The following is a 17,359-nucleotide window of genomic DNA, read 5'->3' on the forward strand; positions in this document are numbered from 1 at the left end:
CCGGTAACCCGTGGTCCGCCTGCCCGAAGGGGTCGGAAACAAGGCGGAGAAGACCGGCATGCCTCCTACGGAAGTCTGATCGGTTCAAGCCCGGTCCGAGGCGCTGCGGCCACTACTCAGTGGCCATGCCGCGCGTGATGTGCGGCTTTCCCCATCAACGGCGCGCACCCCCGGAGCGGCTACTCCGAGGGTGCTGTTCGGGCCGTCCCACTGTGAGAGGAACACGACCCAATGGACCACGTTACTGTTCAGGACGCTGTTACGGCGTTCGAGGACTTCATGGAGCCGACGGCTGCGGAGCTGGACGCGATTGAGCGGGAGATGCCCGTCATCCTGGCGGACGTTGAGCTGCTGGACGCGCAGATCATCACGATCGACCGTACGCCGAGTGAGCTGGATGCCCGCCGTATCCGCCGGGCCCGGCGCCGCTTGCTCGCTGCTCACCGTGACCACGTCAACGGCCTGAGCGGGCAGACGGGCGGTGCCGCGTGATCCGCATCGTCACCCGATCCCGCCTCGCGCAGCTTGAGGAAGACGCCCGCGCCGCTATCGACCGTGCGGAGCGTGCTAAGGCCACCACCGCCGAGGTGGGCGCGATCCTCACCCAGGTCATGCGGGAGCTGTCCGCCGCGCAGCAGGAGCTGCTGCTGAAGGACATCGAGATCCGCCGGCTCCGCGAGGAGCTGGGGCGCGGGCCGGTGGAGGGCGAGACGCTGACGGTGCTGCTGCACCACGGTGAGCCGCACACCATCTACGCCTCCCGCGCGGACGCCTACGCCGACACCGCCACGCACGGGGCGCCGCCGGACCAGGTGTGGAAGCCGTGCGGTGAACGTCCGGCCGCCGCGTTCACGTGGCGCTGTGAGGCGTTCATCTACAACCCGGCCTCCAACGGGTTCCGTCGTCTGCACCTGCCCGCTGAGAAGACGCTCGGGGAGGCGGCGTGAACAGCGTTCAGACCCGTTCAGCCGAGCGCGCGTTGTCGGGTGGGACGTGGCTGATCGTGTGTGGGGCGATGCTCTACTCCATCCTCACGGTCACCCCGTTGATGGCCAAGCACACGGCCGACCAGTGGGCCTGGACGGCTCCGATCCTGCCCCTCGTGGTGGACGCGGCTGTGGTCATCGTGGTCAAGCTCGATGACGTGCTGGCCCGGTTGGGTGGGCACGGCGGACGCTGGCCGATCGTCCTGCGATGGATGACCGGGCTCATGACGCTCGCCCTCAACACGGCCGACTCCGCGTTGAAGAAAGACCTGGTCGGCGTGGCTGTCCACTCGGTTGCGCCGCTGCTGCTGATCGTCACGGCTGAGACCAGCCTCGCCTACCGCCGCGCCATCGCCGCCGCGATGGCGCGGCTGGAGACCGAGCAGCGTGCCGAGCGGGAAGCCCGCGAGCGGGCCGCACTCGAACGACGGGAAGCGGCGGATCGGCGGGCCCGTGAGGAACGCGAGCATGCAGCGCAGTTGGCGCGTGAGCAGCGTGAGCATGAGGCCCGGCTTGCCCGTGAGCAGACCGAACGCGAGGAAGCCGCGCGGCGTGCCGAGCGGTCCGAGCGTGAGGCGCGTGAGCGGGCGGAGCGGGAGGCTCGTGAACGCCGTGAGCGGGAGCGTGAACAGCAGCAGCGCGAGCGTGAACGCGTCGAGCGGGAGGCTGCGCAGCGCCGTGAGTGGGAGCGGCTGGAGCGCGAGCAGGAAGCACGCCGGCAGCAGCAGGAGCGGGCCGAGCGTGAACGCCGTGAACGCGCCGCCCTGCTGTCCGGTGGGCCCGCCACGGAGAAGCTTCCCGAGGACCGGGCCCGCGTCGTGGTGCACGCGGCGTTCGGTGAGGGCCTGCCGGTGCGTGCGGCTGCGGAGCTGTGCGGCTGGTCGGTCGGCTGGGTGTCCGCCCGCTACTCCGAGCACCGCGACGGTGCGGGGCTCGTGCTTGAGGGGGCGTCCTCATGAGCGCTCTCACTCTTGCCGTGGCCGCGGCCGTGCTGGGCACGACGTGGTCCGTGCACACGGTGTGGATGGTGCGCCGGTTACGGACCGCCCGCCGTGACCCGCTGACGGGGCTGTGGACGCGGGACGCCTTCACCCGCCGCGCTCGCCGCCTGCTGCGCAACAAGCGGGCGGTCGTCCTGTTGGCGGACGTGGACCACTTCAAGCAGGTCAACGACCGCTTCGGCCACGCCGCCGGTGACGCCCTGCTCGCCACAACCGCCGCCCGCCTCACCCACGCTGTGGGTCACGGCGGCACGGTCGGCCGGCTCGGTGGGGATGAGTTCGCGGCCGTCTTCATCGACCGCGACCACACCGCCCCGGACCAGCTCGACATCCTCGCTCGCATCCTCGCCCGCCCCGTCGACGGCACCCCGCACGTGCACACCACGGTGTCACTCGGCTGGGTCCGCGCCGCCGACCACCACGGCGAGGACTTGTCCGGGTTGCTGCGCCGGGCGGATGAGGCGATGTACGCGGCCAAGCGGTCGTCCTCGCTCGTGCACCGGGCGCGGCTCGGTCGGTTGCTCGCGTCGGTCGCCGGGCGCCGCCCTGGCCGCCGGGGTGCGGCATGAGCACGCTGCCGGTCTACCGGTGGCGCCTCGCCCCGGACGGCTTGGCCACGCGGCGGCAGCTCCGTGCCGCTGGTCTTCGGCCCGGCGGTCAGGACGTGGCCGCACAGCTCGAACGTCCCCGCCGCCGGAGCGGCCCGCTGGTCGCCTACCTCTACCGCATCGACCTGGCCAAGCCGGTCCGGCCGATGACCCCGGCCCGGCGGTCCGCTCTCGCCGAGCCAATCGCGCCCGGCGCATCTGCCCTACGTGCCGGCGTGATGCCGGATACGTCATCCCCGCCTCGCTGGGTGCGTGCGTGCCCTGCGCTGACTCCGACTGACCTGGGAGATTCCCCGTGGACTCCAGCAACCTGCCCGTGCCGAGCGTCGTCCGTCACCCGGACGGCCGCTACGTCTACAGCGACACCGCCCCCGCGTACGTCGTCCCGATGCCGCCCGAGCAGGCGGTGCCGACGGTGATTCAGCACATCCACCAGGCTCCGCCGGACCGCACGGTGCAACGCATCGCGCTCGGATCCGGGGTCGGCGCCGGGGCGGTCGCCGCCGGCGTCTACTTCGGCCCGCTCCTCGTGGGCGTCCTCACTGCGATCGCCGCGAACCTGGCGATCCTCGCCCTGCTGGCCGCAGTCGTGGCGTGGGGCGTGGTCACCGTCGTCCGCTACGTCGGCGGCACCGACGGCAAGGCCGCCGCCAAACGGCTTGGCCGCAAGGACCGTTGATCCGAAACCCGTAGGCGCCCCGCAGAACCTCCGACCCCCCTCGCGTGTGGGGTAAGACCCCCCGGCCCATGAAGGGCCGTGGAGGGCCCCGCGAGGGGGTTGCACGGCCCCGTTTTCCGGCGCCCTACGCGCGCGTGCGCGTAGGGCCCCCACCCCTCCCTACCGCTCAACTCTGCAACTTCGCAGGTCACAGGCGGTTGCAGGGGGTCAACCGGTCTTGTCGACGCAACCGACAGCCGCGCCCCCTGCAACCAGGGCGGGCCGGTGACGCCACGCAACGGTGCACCGGTCCTCATCCACGGTCTTGAAGGGACCCTCTCGTGGACTGGAAACAAGCATGGTCGACCACCGCCAACACCACCAACAGCGCGCTGGACGCGCTCGCCCCCGTCTGCGTGCCGTTCGCGGTCCGTTGGGATCTTGAGGCGGACCGCCGGGACAAGCTGCGCACCCCGGAGCACTTGAAGGCGCTCATGGCGGCGCAGAAGGAGCACAACGCCGCGCGCTCCACGCACGCCACGGCCAAGTCGCAGCAACTCACCGCGCGGGCCGCGTCGAACAACCCGTTCGCGGCCGGCCGCCGCGCGGCGCGAGTGGCGAGCAAGGCAGCCTCGCGGCACGAGCGCGACACCCGCGCCAAGCTCAAGGCCGCGCGGGTGAACTACCCGAGCACACTCAAGGCCCGCGCGATTCAGGCGCACTCGCTGCACGCCGTGCCCACCGTCATCACGTCCGTGGTCATGTCCGCCTCGCATCTGACGCTGTGGCCGGCCGCCACGTCGGCCGTGCTGATCGGGGCGAACGTGGCCGGTCTCGCGCTCGGTCGCCGCAAGCTCCGCGTGCCGGTCGATGAGTCCGTCACGGTGGAAGAGCGTCAGCTCATGGAACGTCTCGACCCGTCGTACTGGGTGGAGCACGCCCCGGACCGTGGTCTGTCCGGCACGGTGACCACGCCGCCCGCGATGGAGCCCGGCGGCATCCGGTGTGAGATCCGTCTGGACGGCACGTGGACGGTCAAGACGCTCGCGGACAAGGCCGACTCCATCCGTGCGCTGCTCGGTGCCCGCACCGCGCTGCGCATACGGATCACCTCCGCCTCCCGTGGCGGTTGGGCCGCCCTCACGCTGGCCACCCGATCGGCAGCCGCGGGCGTTTCCTCGCTGTGGACACCGGACCGCATCCCGGCCGATCCGCTGGCGATGAGCCTCGGTCTGGACACCGAGACCGGCGATGAGGTCCTGATCCCGTTTGACGAGCGGCTGTTGGTGTCCGGCGCGTCCGGCACCGGCAAGTCCTGGTCGTTCCGCCCGCTCATGGCAACCGCGCACCTGCGCGGGGACCTGCTGCTGATCGACGGCAAGGGCGAAGAGGCCACCGTCTGGGAGCACGCATGCCGCGTCGCCGTAGAGAGCGACGAGATCACGGCCGGTGTGGACGACGCGCACGCGGAGATGACCCGTCGCAAGGCGGACATGAAGCAGCGCGGCATCTCTGTCTGGGACGGGCGTCAGCTCACCGTCGTGGTGGATGAGGGACAGGTAATCCTTGCCCTGATCAGCAAGGACAAGGAACGGCTGCAACGCCTGATCGAGTTGTCCTCGCTCGGTCGCTCACGTGGGGTTGTGCTGTGGTGGGCGACTCAGTACCCGCTCACCGATGGCGGGGCGCCGGGCGTGCACAAGCTGATCGCACCGAACCTCCTGACTCGGTTCTCGCTGAGGGTCGCCGGCACGACTCAGGCACAGGTCGCCTTGGACGACTGCGCGCACTACGCCCCGCACCAGATCCCCGAGGGCCGCGAGTACCGAGGTCACGGCTACCTCAAGGGCTACGGACCGCGCATGCTCCGCACCTGGACCCTGGACGACGCGGGCGTCCGCAAGCTGCCCAAGTCCATCTGGACCCCCGAACAGTCCGGGCAAGGACCGGCCGCCCCTCTGCACCTGGTAAAGGAGCCCGCCGCATCGTCCGGCGCGCTGAGCAACCGGGACAAGGTGCTGGCAGCCGTGCAGGCCGGTGCCCGCACGGCCAAGGACGTTGCCGACGCGACGGGCCTGAACAAGGGCACCGTCTCCCGCGAGATCAAGAGCCTCGTGGCATCCGGCGCACTGGTCCGCAGCGCTGACGGGCGGCTCCTGCCCGGCCAGCAGGCTGCCTGACCACCCCGGACGCACGAAAACGGCGGCCCCAATCCGACCAAGAGCCGGGGCCGCCGCCCATCCAGCACGCTGATACCGAACTGGAGACCTCCAGCATGACCCAACCGACCGACATCCGGCGAGACCACCTCGCCACCGCGCTCTACCTCGCAGCATCCAGGGTGCCGCCGCTCCCGTTACGAGCGGGAAAGGTGCCGTTCGGAAACTGCCCGACCTGCGCCAAAAACGCCTGCGGGGGCCGACCCAACATGAAGACCCCCGGCCCCTGCAACTGCCCCGCCCCGTGCCACGGCTGGGCCGCCGCCACCACCGACCCGAACGTCATCAACTCGGCGCCGTGGGCACGGGCGTGGCGGGAAGCGGCGGGCGTTGCCTACCACCCCGGCGGTGCTGGTCTCACCGTCGTGGACCTCGACAACGCCGAAGCCATCGCATGGGCCCGCGAGAGCCTGCCCGCCACAAGGACCGTGCCGACGACCCGTGGTCAGCACTGGATTTACCGGGGCGCCATGCAAGGCGCCAACGGCGTACGGCCCGGCGTAGACATCAAGTCGACCATGGCCTACGCCCGATGGCTCGGACCCGGCACCGGCACTATGACAACCCTGCCGGACGCCGTGCGCGCCTTGACGGTAAAGGAGCCGACCCCGGCCCGACCGGTGGCCCTTACGGTGCCCTCGCTGGCCGGTGGCGGCCAGTGCCCGCACCGCACGCCGACCTACCTGGATCGTGGCATCGCCATGGCGGAGCAGCGCATCACCGAGGCACGCAGCGCGGTGCACGCCACCGTCTATCACACGTTCCTCGCGGTGCTGTCCACACACGGCCGATGCGGCTGCCTCACCCAGACGCACACCGCGCGCCTGTTCACCGCCGCACAGGCCAAGGGCGAATCGCCCCGGCACTGCACCGAGGCGTGGACCAACGCCCTGACCACGTTGGGACTGACCCATGGCTGAGGACGAAAAGACCCCCGCCCGCCAGATCATCGCGGACTACGCGCAAGAACACTTCCGCTACTTCCGCACTGCCGACGGGACCGTGTACGCGCAGCGCAACGGCCACCCCGTCGCCCGCCCGATCCGCTCCCAGGGCACCACCGGCAGCCACCGCCAGGAACTCATGGTCGGTCTGTACCGGGACGGACGCGGCTCGTTCAACGGGTCCGCGATCAAAGAGGCATTGGACCTGATCGAAGCACTCGCGCTGACCGAGGACGTGCAGCCCGTGCACATCCGCGTGGCTCCGGGGTTCGACGGGGCGACGTGGCTGGACCTAGGACGCGATGACGGGCAGTCCGTCCGCATCCATCCGTCGGGATGGGACATCCTCACGCCGGACCCGCGCGAGGTCTGCTGGCGGCGCACCCAGCTCACCGGGGAACTTCCCCTGCCGGCCAAGGACACCGACGGCAAGGGCATCGACCTGCTGATGCGACTGTGCAACTTCGCCAACGCCGAGACCGAATGCCTCGCCATCGCGTGGCTCATCGGCTGCCTCGGGCCCTCGGTGCCGGTCCCCGCACCGTTCCTCACGGGTCCGCAAGGGGCGGGCAAGTCGACCGGGGGCCGGATGCTCACCCGAATCATCGAAGGCATGAGCGGGGACCTGCGCCGGGCACCGAAGGACGAGGAGAACCTCATCGCGGCCGTGGCGGCGGGATGGATCACCGCGCTGGACAACCTGTCCCACATGACGCCGGACCTGTCCGACGCCATGTGCTGCATCGTCACCGGAGCCGAGAGCGTCAAGCGCGCTCTGTTCACCGACGGGGACGTGTTCCGCGTCGGCTACCGCCGCCCCCTGCTCCTGACCGGCATCGACGTGGGGGTCATCCGGCCCGACCTTGCCGAACGGCTCCTGCCCCTGCGGTTGGAGCGTCCCAAGGTCCGGCGTACCGAGGCCGAACTGTGGGCCGACTACGCGGAAGCACTGCCCGTCGTACTCGGCTCGCTCCTGGACCTCACGGTGAAGGTCCGCGCCGTGGACGCGGAGACACCGACCGATCTGCGGATGGCGGACTTCGCCCACCTGTGCGCACAGTTCGACGCGGCAACCGGGCTCGGGGCTCTGCCTGCGTACCGGGCGAGCTTGGACGATCTGAACGACGATGTGATCGAGGGTGATCTCCTCGCGCAGACCGTCCTTCTGCATGCCGAGAGCATCGAGCCCGGCGCGGCGCAGCAGATGACCTCCACGGAGTGGCTGGCATGCCTGAGCCGCCTCTACAGCGGCGACGACTGCCGGGCGCTGCCCAAGGGGTGGCCAACCACCGGCAAGGTGCTCTCGGACCGTCTCAAGCGCCTCCAGCCCACCCTGGCGGCTCGGGGGGTGCTCATCGACTCCGGGCGCACCAAGGCAGGCCGTTACCTCGAAATGACCCGCACGGCCGCCCTGACCCTGCCTCCGCAGGAGCAGACGCAGGCGTTCTGACCCGCGATCCGCAGGCTCAAGCGAACGACAAGAGGAGCACGTGCTCCTCTTGCTGTTCGGCGGAACGCCGCCCCAAGGACGCGCCGCGCAGCGGCTCCTTCTTCGCTCTGTAAGGCGCACCCAGGTACTACAGGCAGCCCCTTCTTTGTCCTAAGTAGGAAGACGCTGCGTCACCTGCGTCACCACGGCCGGAAAACAGCCCCTGGCCTGCGGCAACAGCGGTGACGCAGACGGATTTCTCTGCGTCATCCTGCGTCACCTGCGTCACCTGCGTCACCCGGTGACGCAGACGGTGACGCACGGGTGACGCAGGCCCGTCCCACCTCGTCACCGAAAGATGCAGGTCAGAGCCCTAAATGACGCAGGTGACGCGGTGACGCAGGAATCCGAGCTTCGGACACACACCGGCCTAGGACCCGCGCACCACTCCCCCTGGCAATGCCGAACTGCCCCGGAGGCACCCCGGATGAGCACCACACTCGCCGCCCCCATTGATCGGCTCCTGTACAAGCCCGAAGAAGCGGCCGAAGCCCTCGCGATCGGCCGCTCCACCGTCTACGAGCTGATGGCCGAAGGCTCCCTGCCGTACATCAAGTTGGGCCGCACGCGCCGGATTCGGCGGGCCGACCTTGAGACGTACGTGGCGAACCTCGCTCCCCTGCCCAACTGACCCCGAACACGTCACCGAGGCGCTCCGAGCATCACGCTCGGGGCGCCTCCCGCATGGAGGAACAGATGAGCCCTCGCAAGTCGAACCTGGAATCCACCATCTACTTCGGCGATGACGGTTGGTGGCACGGCCGCGTCACCATGGGCGTGCTCCCCGACGGCAGCCCCGACCGCCGGCACCGTATGGCTCGCACCGAAGCGGCGGTGCGCCGTAAGGTCCGCGAGCTGGAGAAGCTGCGGGAGGAGGGACGCGCGACCAAGGCGGGCCGTAAGCCCACGGTCGCACAATGGATGGAGACCTACCTGACTGACATCGCGAGCCTGAAGCTCAGGCCGCGCTCCCTGGACGACTACTGGTCCAAGACTCGCAACGACATCATCCCCGGCGTTGGGAAGCACCGCATCGACAAGCTTGCCCCCGAGCATCTTGAGCAGATGTACCGGGCGTTGCTCGATGCCGGGCGGGCCCCGTCCCACGTAGTCAAGGTGCACCGGATCCTGTCGCGGGCTCTGAAGATTGCCCACCGTCGACGGATGATCGGTGAGAACGTCGCCGTCTTGGTCGACCCGCCCAGCATCGAGGAGACCGAGACGAACCCGTTCACTCAGGAAGAGGCGAAAGCCTTCCTGCTAGCGGCGGCCAAGCGCCCCACGTTCATGCGATGGATCGTCGGGGTCGGCATGGGGTTCCGGCAGGGCGAGACCCTCGGGCTCCGGTGGCCATACGTAGACCTTGAGGCGGAGCTGTTCCACCCTAGGTGGCAACTCCAGCGGCTCACGTGGCGGCACGGTTGCAGTGACGCACACGCCTGTGGGGCGCGTCTGCACCGGTTCGAGCCGTGCCCGCCGGACTGCACCACGCACAGGGGCTACAAGCGCGGTTGCCCGAAGCCCTGCACGACGACGTGCGTCAAGCACGCGAGTAGCTGCCCTGAGCGCAAGGGTGGAGGTCTGGCGTTCACCCGGCCGAAGACGAAGAAGAGCACGAACCCCGTGCCGATCCCGCCGGCCTTCATCCCGTACCTGCTCGCGCACAAGACGCAGCAGGACAACCTGCGCGAGGCGGCCGGGGAACTCTGGCAGGAGCACGAGGCCGTTTTTACTAGGACCGACGGTCGGCCCATCGACCCGCGTGACGACTGGGGAGAGTTCAAGGAGCTACTGGCCGAGGCGGGCATCGGTGACCGTCGTCTCTACGACGGGAGCCGCCACACGGCAGGCACGATCCTGAATGAGCTGGGCGTGGACATGCCCACGATCATGGAGATCCTGCGGCACACCCAGATCAGCCAAACCCGCCGCTACGTCAAGGGCCGCTCGCACCTCTCCAAGGACGCCATGCGCCGCATGGGAAACGCCTTCCTGCCCGCCCCGGCTACAGCCCCTGAGCCCGCGACTGAGACTAGAACTGAGACTGCGGACCGCCGTGCGGCCCGCGCCCGCGCTCGCCGCCGTATCCGCTGAACACAAAAGCCCAGCTCAGATCCTGTCTGAGCTGGGCCTTTCCGGAGCCCCCTGTCGGATTCGAACCGACGACCTACGCATTACAAGTGCGTTGCTCTGGCCGGACTGAGCTAAGGAGGCGGGGGCCGGTGGGCCCGCGTGTGTGCAGTGTACCCATGAGGGGGTGTGGGGCGGTGGGGGAAATTCGGGGGCGTCCGGGTACTGACAGGGCAGGTCGGAGGCGGGTACGGTCCTGCCAGTTCACCTGGGTGAACCAATGAACCACCTTCCTACAACGGATCGTCCGGCACGTTCCTGCCGGTAGAAGGGGGCCCCTCACCATGGCCACTGTCACGTTCGACAAGGCGACCCGGATCTATCCGGGCTCCACCAAGCCCGCCGTCGACGCGCTGGAGATCGCGATCGAGGACGGCGAGTTCCTCGTCCTCGTCGGTCCGTCCGGCTGCGGCAAGTCCACCTCGCTCCGCATGCTCGCGGGGCTCGAGGACGTCAACGGCGGCGCCATCCGCATCGGTGACCGCGACGTCACCCACCTGCCGCCCAAGGACCGGGACATCGCCATGGTGTTCCAGAACTACGCCCTCTACCCGCACATGACGGTCGCCGACAACATGGGCTTCGCCCTGAAGATCGCGGGCGTCAACAAGGCGGAGATCCGGGCGAAGGTCGAGGAGGCCGCCAAGATCCTCGACCTCACCGAGTACCTGGACCGCAAGCCCAAGGCGCTCTCCGGCGGTCAGCGCCAGCGTGTCGCCATGGGCCGCGCGATCGTCCGCGAGCCGCAGGTCTTCCTCATGGACGAGCCGCTGTCCAACCTGGACGCCAAGCTCCGCGTCTCCACCCGTACCCAGATCGCCTCCCTCCAGCGGCGCCTGGGCATCACCACCGTCTACGTCACCCACGACCAGGTCGAGGCCATGACGATGGGCGACCGGGTGGCCGTGCTCAAGGACGGGCTGCTCCAGCAGGTCGACACCCCGCGCAACATGTACGACCGCCCCGCCAACCTCTTCGTGGCCGGCTTCATCGGCTCACCCGCGATGAACCTGGTCGAGGTGCCGATCGCCGACGGCGGTGTGAAGTTCGGCAACAGCGTGGTGCCGGTCAGCCGGGACGCGCTCTCGGCCGCCGCCGACCGCGGTGACACCACGGTGACGGTCGGCGTCCGCCCCGAGCACTTCGACGTGGTCGAGCTGGGCGGCGGCACGGCGGCCGCCACGCTCACCAAGGACAGCGCCGACGCCCCGGCCGGCCTCGCCGTCTCGGTGAACGTCGTCGAGGAGCTGGGCGCCGACGGGTACGTGTACGGCGCCGTCGAGGTCGACGGTGACGTGCGGGACCTCGTCGTCCGGGTGAACGGGCGTCAGGTGCCGGAGAAGGGCTCCACGCTGCACGTCGTGCCGCGGCCGGGCGAGATCCACGTGTTCTCGACCTCCACGGGCGAGCGTCTCTCCGACTGACCGGGCAGCACAGGCAGTTCACAGGAAGGGGGTCCCCCGGGGCCCCCTTCCGCCGTACCCGGCGCGGTTCGGCGGATATCCCGGCACAGGGACCAATTCGGGCACCCGGCGTCAACCCCCTACCCAGAAAGCAGCGCGACTTCATCCCCCGTAAGGGTGACTAAATGTCGCCAAATCAGTACCGAGCGCTACCCTCACTCGCGTGACGCACTCCACCACCCCTCAGACCCGACGCGGCCACCGGGGCGGCCCTGCCCGCCGGATCGGCCGCACTCTCGCCCTCGTCCTGCCTGTCGTCCTGGTGCTCTCGGGAACCCTCGCGGTCACGCGGGTCAACTGGACCGGGGACTCCGAAGGCTCCGTGCTCACCGCCTCGGACGTCGCCCAGGCCCCCGCGAAGGCCGGCACCGCCCGTACGGTCACCGCGAAGAAGGCGGCGCCCCAGGACGTGCTGCGCGACCGGCTGCTGACCGAGCTTCAGGACAAGAACCCCGGCGTGGTCCTCACCCACCTCCAGCAGGCGGTCAACGGCCACCCCGCGCTCGCCGAGCACTGCACCTCCATCGCCCGCACCCTCGGCCGCGCCGCGGTCCGCCTCTACGGCGCCTCCCGAGCCCAGTCCTACGCCCGCCCGGTGTGCGACACGTCCTTCGCGACGGGTGTGCTGGCAGCACACAGCTGACCGGCACACAGCTGACAGCCACATAGTCGCCCGCCACACAGCCGATCGGCACACAGCCGATCGGCACACACAAGCGGCCCTGTCATGCCCCTGGACGCCGCCGGGGCGCCACGTACAGTTCGGGGCATGACCCATCCGAACGTCGCTGCGCGCCCCACCCAAGCCGTTGTCCTGGCCGGGGGCCAGGGGTCCCGGCTGCGCCCCTACACGGACGACCGGCCCAAGCCGATGGTCGAGATCCCCGGCACGGGCACCCCGATCATCGGCCACCAGCTGAGCTGGCTGGCCGAAGAGGGCGTCACGGACGTGGTGGTCTCCTGCGGCCACCTCGCCGAGGTCCTCCAGAAGTGGCTGGCCACGGCCGAGCTGCCGCTGTCCGTCACCACCGTCGTGGAGACCGAGCCGCTCGGCCGCGGCGGCGGCCTGAAGTACGCCGCCGCTCACCTCCCCCGCCCCGACCGGCCCTGGTACGCCACCAACGGCGACATCTGGACCCGCTTCTCGCTGCGGGACATGGCCGACTTCCACACCGAGCGGGACGCGGTCGCCACCCTCGCGCTGGCCCGGCCGCGCATCCCCTGGGGCGCCGTACGCACGGACGGCTTCGGACACATCACCGACTTCATCGAGGCCCCGCCGTCCACCGTCGAGATCAACGCCGGTGTGTACGTGTTCTCCCCCGAGTTCCGCGACCTGCTGCCCGACCGGGGCGACCACGAGCGCGCGACCTTCCCCCGCCTGGCCCGCGAGCGCAAGCTCGCCGGGTTCCCGCTGCCCCAGGGCTCGTACTGGCGGGCCATCGACACCGTCAAGGACCTGACCGAGGCCGCCAAGGAACTGGACGCCGGCCGCGCCTGACGAACACGCGCCGAAGGGCCCCGTACCTCACCGCGAGGTACGGGGCCCTTGGCGTGCCGAGGGGATCAGTTGCCGAACAGACCGCCCACCAGGCCGGGCTGACCGGTGGAGGACCCACCCGCGTCGCCGCCCCCGCCCGGCTGGGTGCCGCCGCCCGACGTACCGGAGCCGGTGCCGCCGGTCGCGGTACCGCCCGCGCTGCTCGGCCCCGCCGTGGTGCTGGGGGCACCGCCACCGCCCCCGGTGGTCGGGGTGGTCCGCTGGGGCGGAGCCTGGCCCGTGGTGCCCTGGGTCTGGCTCGGCGCGGCAGGAGCCGTACCGGCCGTACGGCCCGCGCCGGGAGTGCCGGCCGCGCCGGACGGGCTCGCGCCCGCCGAGGCGCCGCCCGTGGGCGAGCTGGACGCCGAGGGGCTGGCCTGCCGGCGCGGAGCGCCGGGCTCCGAGGGCAGTGGTGAGCCGGGCTGGTTGTTGCGCGGCGCCTCACCCGGACCGGGCACGACCACCCGGCTCGAGTCGCGCACCGCACCGCCGAGCAGCGAGCCGACCAGCAGGGTCAGCCCGACGGTGACGGCCGTGATCAGCGCGCCCCGGCGCAGCACGTAGCGGCGCAGGTCCCAGATGGCGGCGCGCGGGCCCAGCGTGCGCCATGCGCTGCCCGCGAGCCTGCCGTCCACCGAGTACACCGGGGCGCCCGCGATGACCAGCGGGGACCAGGCGGCCAGGTAGATGATGTCGGGCGCGTCGTACGCCGGGACCGTCTTCCAGCTCACGGTGACGATGAGCGCGGCCGAGAGCAGCGCGCCCACCACCGCGGCGACCCGCTGCCAGCAGCCCAGGATGGTCAGCACGCCGACCACGACCTGGAGGAAGGCGATGACCAGCCCGGAGCCCACCGGGTGGTGCAGCGCGAACTGGCGCAGCGGCTCCGCCACGTCCCACGGGTGCAGGGTGTTGAGCCACTTGACCATGGAGCCGCGCTCGCCGCCGTCGAAGTAGACGGGGTCGCACAGCTTGCCCATGCCGGCGTAGATCGAGATGAAGCCGAGGAAGACGCGCAGCGGGAGCAGCACCACGCCGAGGTTCAGCCGGCGGCCGGGGTAGTACGCGTGCCGCGCCGGGTCGTCGCCGCGCCGGGCCGCCCGTGAGCCGGCGGGCCGGACGGATGACTCGTCGGGGTCGAACTCCTCGCCCGCGTACGGGGGTTCGTCGTACGGGGGCTCGTCGTAGGCGCTGCCGACCGGGCGCATGTGGGGCAGCAGGCGGGTGCCGCCGTCGGGGCCGGTGCGCTGGTGGCCGAGGACGGGGGTCTCGACGGTCGGGTCGAGCCGGTCGTAGGCGTCCGCGTAGCCGGTGTGGTCCGGGTCGAGGCGCGGGATGACCTGGGTGGCACCGGCCGGTTCGTCGGGGTGGCGCACGCTGCTGCCCCGGACGGCCTGGAGCAGGCGGTGGGTACCGGTGTCGTCGGGCGCGGAGCGGCCGGTCCAGACGACCGGACGGCGCCGGCCCGCGGCCCCGCCCGCCGGGCCCGCGGCGGACAGGCGCGCGGGGTCCTGAGCGCTCAGATGCCGGGCGATTCCCGGGGACTGGGCGCGCCTGCCCGCCGTCCCCAACTGCACGCGGAAACTGGCGTGATTGACGATGACCTGCGCCGGATCGCTCGGCACCTTCACCATGCTCAGCGCGGGAGCGTCGTCGAAGCCCGACGAGCGGTCCCCCGTGGGAGTGCGGGGTGTTCTGGTGTCCACACTCATCTAACCGAGTGACACCGAGTTAGGACACTGCTTTGACCGGCCCGATGTGTCCGGGCCGCGTCAAAGTCGTCGTGAACGCCGGTCATCCCCCGGAATTACCGCATCCGGGGGAATCGCCGAACGGTCGTTCAGGAGCGGCGGCGGGACGCCTCGTACAGCACGACACCGGCGGCGACACCGGCGTTGAGGGACTCCGCGCCACCCGGCATGGGGATGCGGACGCGGTGGTCGCAGGTCTCGCCGACCAGGCGGGACAGGCCCTTGCCCTCGCTGCCGACCACGATGACGACCGGCCCGGACAGCTCCGCGAGGTCGCCCACCTCGGCCTCGCCGTCGGCGGCCAGGCCGACCACGGTGATCCCGGCCTTCTTGTACTGCTCCAGGGTCCGCGTGAGGTTGGTGGCACGGGCGACCGGCGTACGGGCGGCCGCACCGGCCGACGACTTCCAGGCACCGGCGCTCATGCCGGCCGAGCGGCGCTCGGGCACGACCACGCCGTGCCCGCCGAAGGCGGAGACGGAGCGGACGACGGCGCCGAGGTTGCGCGGGTCCGTGACGCCGTCGAGGGCGACGATCAGCGGGTCCTCGCCCTTGTCGTAGGCGCCGGCGGGCAGGTCCTCGGGGTGCGCGTACTCGTACGGCGGGACCTGGAGGACGAGGCCCTGGTGGTTCAGGCCGTTGGTCATGCGGTCCAGCTCGGGGCGCGGGGCCTCCATGAGGTGGATGTTGCCGCGCTCGGCGGCGAGCTGCAGGGCCTCGCGGACGCGCTCGTCGTTGTCGATGAACTGCTGGACGTAGAGCATGGTGGCGGGCACCCCGTCGCGCAGTGCCTCGAACACCGGGTTGCGGCCGACGACCAGCTCGGAGGTGGACCGGCCGCCGCCCTTGCGCTGCTGGGGGCGGCCCTGGGCACGGCGGACCTTGGCGGCGGCGGCACGCTGCTTGGCGTGGCCCTTGCGCGCCTCGGCGGGGGGCGTGGGGCCCTTGCCCTCCAGGCCACGGCGCCGCTGGCCGCCGCTGCCGACCTGGGCACCCTTCTTGCCTGACATGCGGCGGTTGTTCGCCATGAGTTACCCGTCTCCGTGAGCGTTCGTACGTATGTATGCAGTGTGCCGCCCGGATCGCCGGGCGGCACACTCGATCAAGCCGTGTGGCTAGCGCGGGCCGAGGCTCCAGCGCGGGCCCTGCGGGCTGTCCTCGACGACCAGGCCGGACTGGCCCAGCTGGTCGCGGATGGCGTCGGCGGTGGCCCAGTCCTTGCGGCCGCGGGCGGACTCGCGCTGCTCCAGCACGAGCCGGACGAGGCTGTCCACCACACCGTGGAGGTCTTCGCCGCGCTCGCCGCCCTCACCGGACCACTGGGGGTCCAGCGGGTCGAGTCCGAGGACGCCGAGCATGGCGCGCACCTCGGCGAGGCGGGCGACGGCCGCCTCCTTGTCGTCGGCGGCCAGCGCGCTGTTGCCCTGGCGGACCGTGGTGTGCACGACGGCGAGGGCCTGCGGCACGCCCAGGTCGTCGTCCATCGCCTCGGCGAAGGCCGGCGGCACCTCGGTGGCCGGTTCGACCTCGCCCCCGGCCTTCTCCAGCGCGCGCTGCACGAAGCCCTCGATGCGCGCGAACGCCACCTCGGCCTCGCGCAGCGACTCCTCGCTGTACTCGATCATCGAGCGGTAGTGCGGGGTGCCGAGGTAGTAGCGCAGGACGATGGGACGCCACTGCTTGACCATCTCGGAGACCAGCACGCTGTTGCCCAGCGACTTGGACATCTTGTCGCCCGCCATGGTCACCCAGGCGTTGTGCACCCAGTACCGCGCGAAGTCGTCGCCGAACGCCTTGGCCTGGGCGATCTCGTTCTCGTGGTGCGGGAAGATCAGGTCCAGGCCGCCGCCGTGGATGTCGAACACGGTGCCCAGGTATTTGTGCGCCATGGCCGAGCACTCCAGGTGCCAGCCGGGGCGGCCGGGCCCCCAGGGCGTCGGCCAGCTCGGCTCGCCCGGCTTGACCGCCTTCCACATGGCGAAGTCGCGCGGGTCCCGCTTGCCGGTCTCGCCCTCGCCGGACGGCTGGAGCAGGTTGTCCAGCTCCTGGCGGGACAGCTGAAGGTAGCCGTCGAAGGAGCGCACGTCGAAGTAGACGTTGCCGTCGGCCTCGTAGGCGTGGCCGCGCTCGATGAGGCCCTGCATCATCTCGATCATCTCGGTGATGTGGCCGGTCGCGCGGGGCTCGTAGGTGGGCGGCAGGCAGCCGAGCGCGGCGTAGGCGTCGTTGAACGCCCGCTCGTTCTCGTACCCGATGGCCCACCAGGGGCGCTTCTGCTCGTGGGCCTTGTTGATGATCTTGTCGTCGATGTCCGTGACGTTGCGGATGAACGTCACGTCGTAGCCGCGGTACTCGAACCAGCGGCGCATGATGTCGAAGTTCAGGCCCGAGCGGATGTGCCCGATGTGCGGTGCCGCCTGCACGGTGGCGCCACACAGGTAGATCGAGACACAGCCCGGCTGGGCCGGGGTGAAGTCGCGGATCTGCCGGGCGCTGGTGTCGTACAGGCGAATGGTCACCACACCAGGGTAGTGGGAGCGGGGCCGTGCGATGCCACCGGACGGTGACAT

General features: G+C 70.8%; 16 protein-coding genes, 1 tRNA gene and 1 pseudogene. 14 read left to right on the plus strand and 4 right to left on the minus strand.

What is annotated here, in order from left to right; all coding sequences use genetic code 11:
- The first annotated feature begins 231 nt into the window (after window positions 1–231).
- From EV284_RS28425 to EV284_RS28475, 11 genes and pseudogenes are all read left to right on the plus strand, one after another.
- On the plus strand, window positions 232–492 hold the full coding sequence (locus EV284_RS28425; protein WP_130339110.1) for a DUF6284 family protein: 261 nt from the start codon (window positions 232–234) through the stop codon (window positions 490–492).
- A complete protein-coding gene (locus EV284_RS28430) occupies window positions 489–947 on the plus strand; it encodes a hypothetical protein (RefSeq protein WP_130339112.1) in 459 nt (152 codons plus the stop codon). Before EV284_RS28425 ends, EV284_RS28430 begins: the two co-directional genes overlap by 4 nt.
- Window positions 944–1,945, plus strand: a complete 1,002-nt coding sequence (locus tag EV284_RS28435) for a DUF2637 domain-containing protein (RefSeq protein WP_130339114.1) — start codon at window positions 944–946, stop codon at window positions 1,943–1,945. Before EV284_RS28430 ends, EV284_RS28435 begins: the two co-directional genes overlap by 4 nt.
- A complete protein-coding gene (locus EV284_RS28440; RefSeq protein ID WP_130339116.1) occupies window positions 1,942–2,556 on the plus strand; it encodes a GGDEF domain-containing protein in 615 nt (204 codons plus the stop codon). The genes EV284_RS28435 and EV284_RS28440 overlap by 4 nt, the downstream gene beginning before the upstream one ends.
- A pseudogene (locus EV284_RS33445) lies at window positions 2,553–2,875 on the plus strand (RRQRL motif-containing zinc-binding protein). The gene EV284_RS28440 and the pseudogene EV284_RS33445 overlap by 4 nt, the downstream one beginning before the upstream one ends.
- 15 nt (window positions 2,876–2,890) lie before the next feature.
- A complete protein-coding gene (locus EV284_RS28450) occupies window positions 2,891–3,274 on the plus strand; it encodes a DUF6251 family protein (protein WP_130339118.1) in 384 nt (127 codons plus the stop codon).
- Between the two features lie 320 nt (window positions 3,275–3,594).
- Entirely contained in the window at window positions 3,595–5,433 is a 1,839-nt protein-coding gene (locus tag EV284_RS28455) for an ATP-binding protein (RefSeq protein ID WP_130339120.1), read from the plus strand.
- 95 nt (window positions 5,434–5,528) lie between these two features.
- Window positions 5,529–6,392, plus strand: a complete 864-nt coding sequence (locus EV284_RS28460; RefSeq protein ID WP_130339122.1) for a bifunctional DNA primase/polymerase — start codon at window positions 5,529–5,531, stop codon at window positions 6,390–6,392.
- A complete protein-coding gene (locus EV284_RS28465; RefSeq protein WP_130339124.1) occupies window positions 6,385–7,866 on the plus strand; it encodes an ATP-binding protein in 1,482 nt (493 codons plus the stop codon). Before EV284_RS28460 ends, EV284_RS28465 begins: the two co-directional genes overlap by 8 nt.
- A gap of 466 nt (window positions 7,867–8,332) precedes the next feature.
- Window positions 8,333–8,536: a helix-turn-helix domain-containing protein gene (locus EV284_RS28470; RefSeq protein ID WP_130339126.1), complete on the plus strand. Its 204-nt coding sequence runs from the start codon at window positions 8,333–8,335 to the stop codon at window positions 8,534–8,536.
- A 65-nt stretch (window positions 8,537–8,601) separates the two neighbouring features.
- Window positions 8,602–9,999 (plus strand): tyrosine-type recombinase/integrase, encoded by a 1,398-nt coding sequence (locus tag EV284_RS28475; RefSeq protein ID WP_130339128.1) that lies wholly within the window; start codon window positions 8,602–8,604, stop codon window positions 9,997–9,999.
- 45 nt (window positions 10,000–10,044) lie between these two features.
- On the opposite strand, the gene EV284_RS28480 is transcribed toward EV284_RS28475, so the two are convergent.
- Window positions 10,045–10,119 (minus strand) — tRNA-Thr (locus EV284_RS28480).
- 200 nt (window positions 10,120–10,319) lie between these two features.
- Here EV284_RS28480 and ugpC point away from each other — a divergent pair.
- From ugpC to EV284_RS28495, 3 genes are all read left to right on the plus strand, one after another.
- Window positions 10,320–11,459, plus strand: coding sequence for a sn-glycerol-3-phosphate ABC transporter ATP-binding protein UgpC (gene ugpC, locus EV284_RS28485; protein WP_130339130.1), 1,140 nt, complete (start codon window positions 10,320–10,322; stop codon window positions 11,457–11,459).
- Between the two features lie 202 nt (window positions 11,460–11,661).
- Window positions 11,662–12,141 carry a hypothetical protein gene (locus tag EV284_RS28490; RefSeq protein WP_031184007.1) on the plus strand — a complete coding sequence of 160 codons (480 nt, stop codon included), beginning with the start codon at window positions 11,662–11,664 and terminating at the stop codon, window positions 12,139–12,141.
- Between the two features lie 126 nt (window positions 12,142–12,267).
- Complete coding sequence (locus EV284_RS28495; RefSeq protein WP_130339132.1) at window positions 12,268–12,999, plus strand: nucleotidyltransferase family protein; 732 nt, start codon at window positions 12,268–12,270, stop codon at window positions 12,997–12,999.
- A 65-nt stretch (window positions 13,000–13,064) separates the two neighbouring features.
- Here the strand turns inward: EV284_RS28495 and EV284_RS28500 are convergent, their stop codons facing one another.
- The 3 genes from EV284_RS28500 to cysS all read right to left on the minus strand — a co-directional run bounded on the left by EV284_RS28500 (window position 13,065) and on the right by cysS (window position 17,308).
- Entirely contained in the window at window positions 13,065–14,750 is a 1,686-nt protein-coding gene (locus EV284_RS28500; RefSeq protein WP_207229159.1) for a DoxX family protein, read from the minus strand.
- A 128-nt stretch (window positions 14,751–14,878) separates the two neighbouring features.
- Entirely contained in the window at window positions 14,879–15,817 is a 939-nt protein-coding gene (gene rlmB / locus EV284_RS28505) for a 23S rRNA (guanosine(2251)-2'-O)-methyltransferase RlmB (protein WP_130339134.1), read from the minus strand.
- A gap of 87 nt (window positions 15,818–15,904) precedes the next feature.
- On the minus strand, window positions 15,905–17,308 hold the full coding sequence (cysS, locus tag EV284_RS28510; protein ID WP_130339136.1) for a cysteine--tRNA ligase: 1,404 nt from the start codon (window positions 17,306–17,308) through the stop codon (window positions 15,905–15,907).
- Between the last annotated feature and the right edge of the window lie 51 nt (window positions 17,309–17,359).

The organism is Streptomyces sp. BK022, assembly GCF_004217355.1.
GTDB classification, from domain to species: Bacteria; Actinomycetota; Actinomycetes; order Streptomycetales; family Streptomycetaceae; genus Streptomyces; species Streptomyces griseoluteus.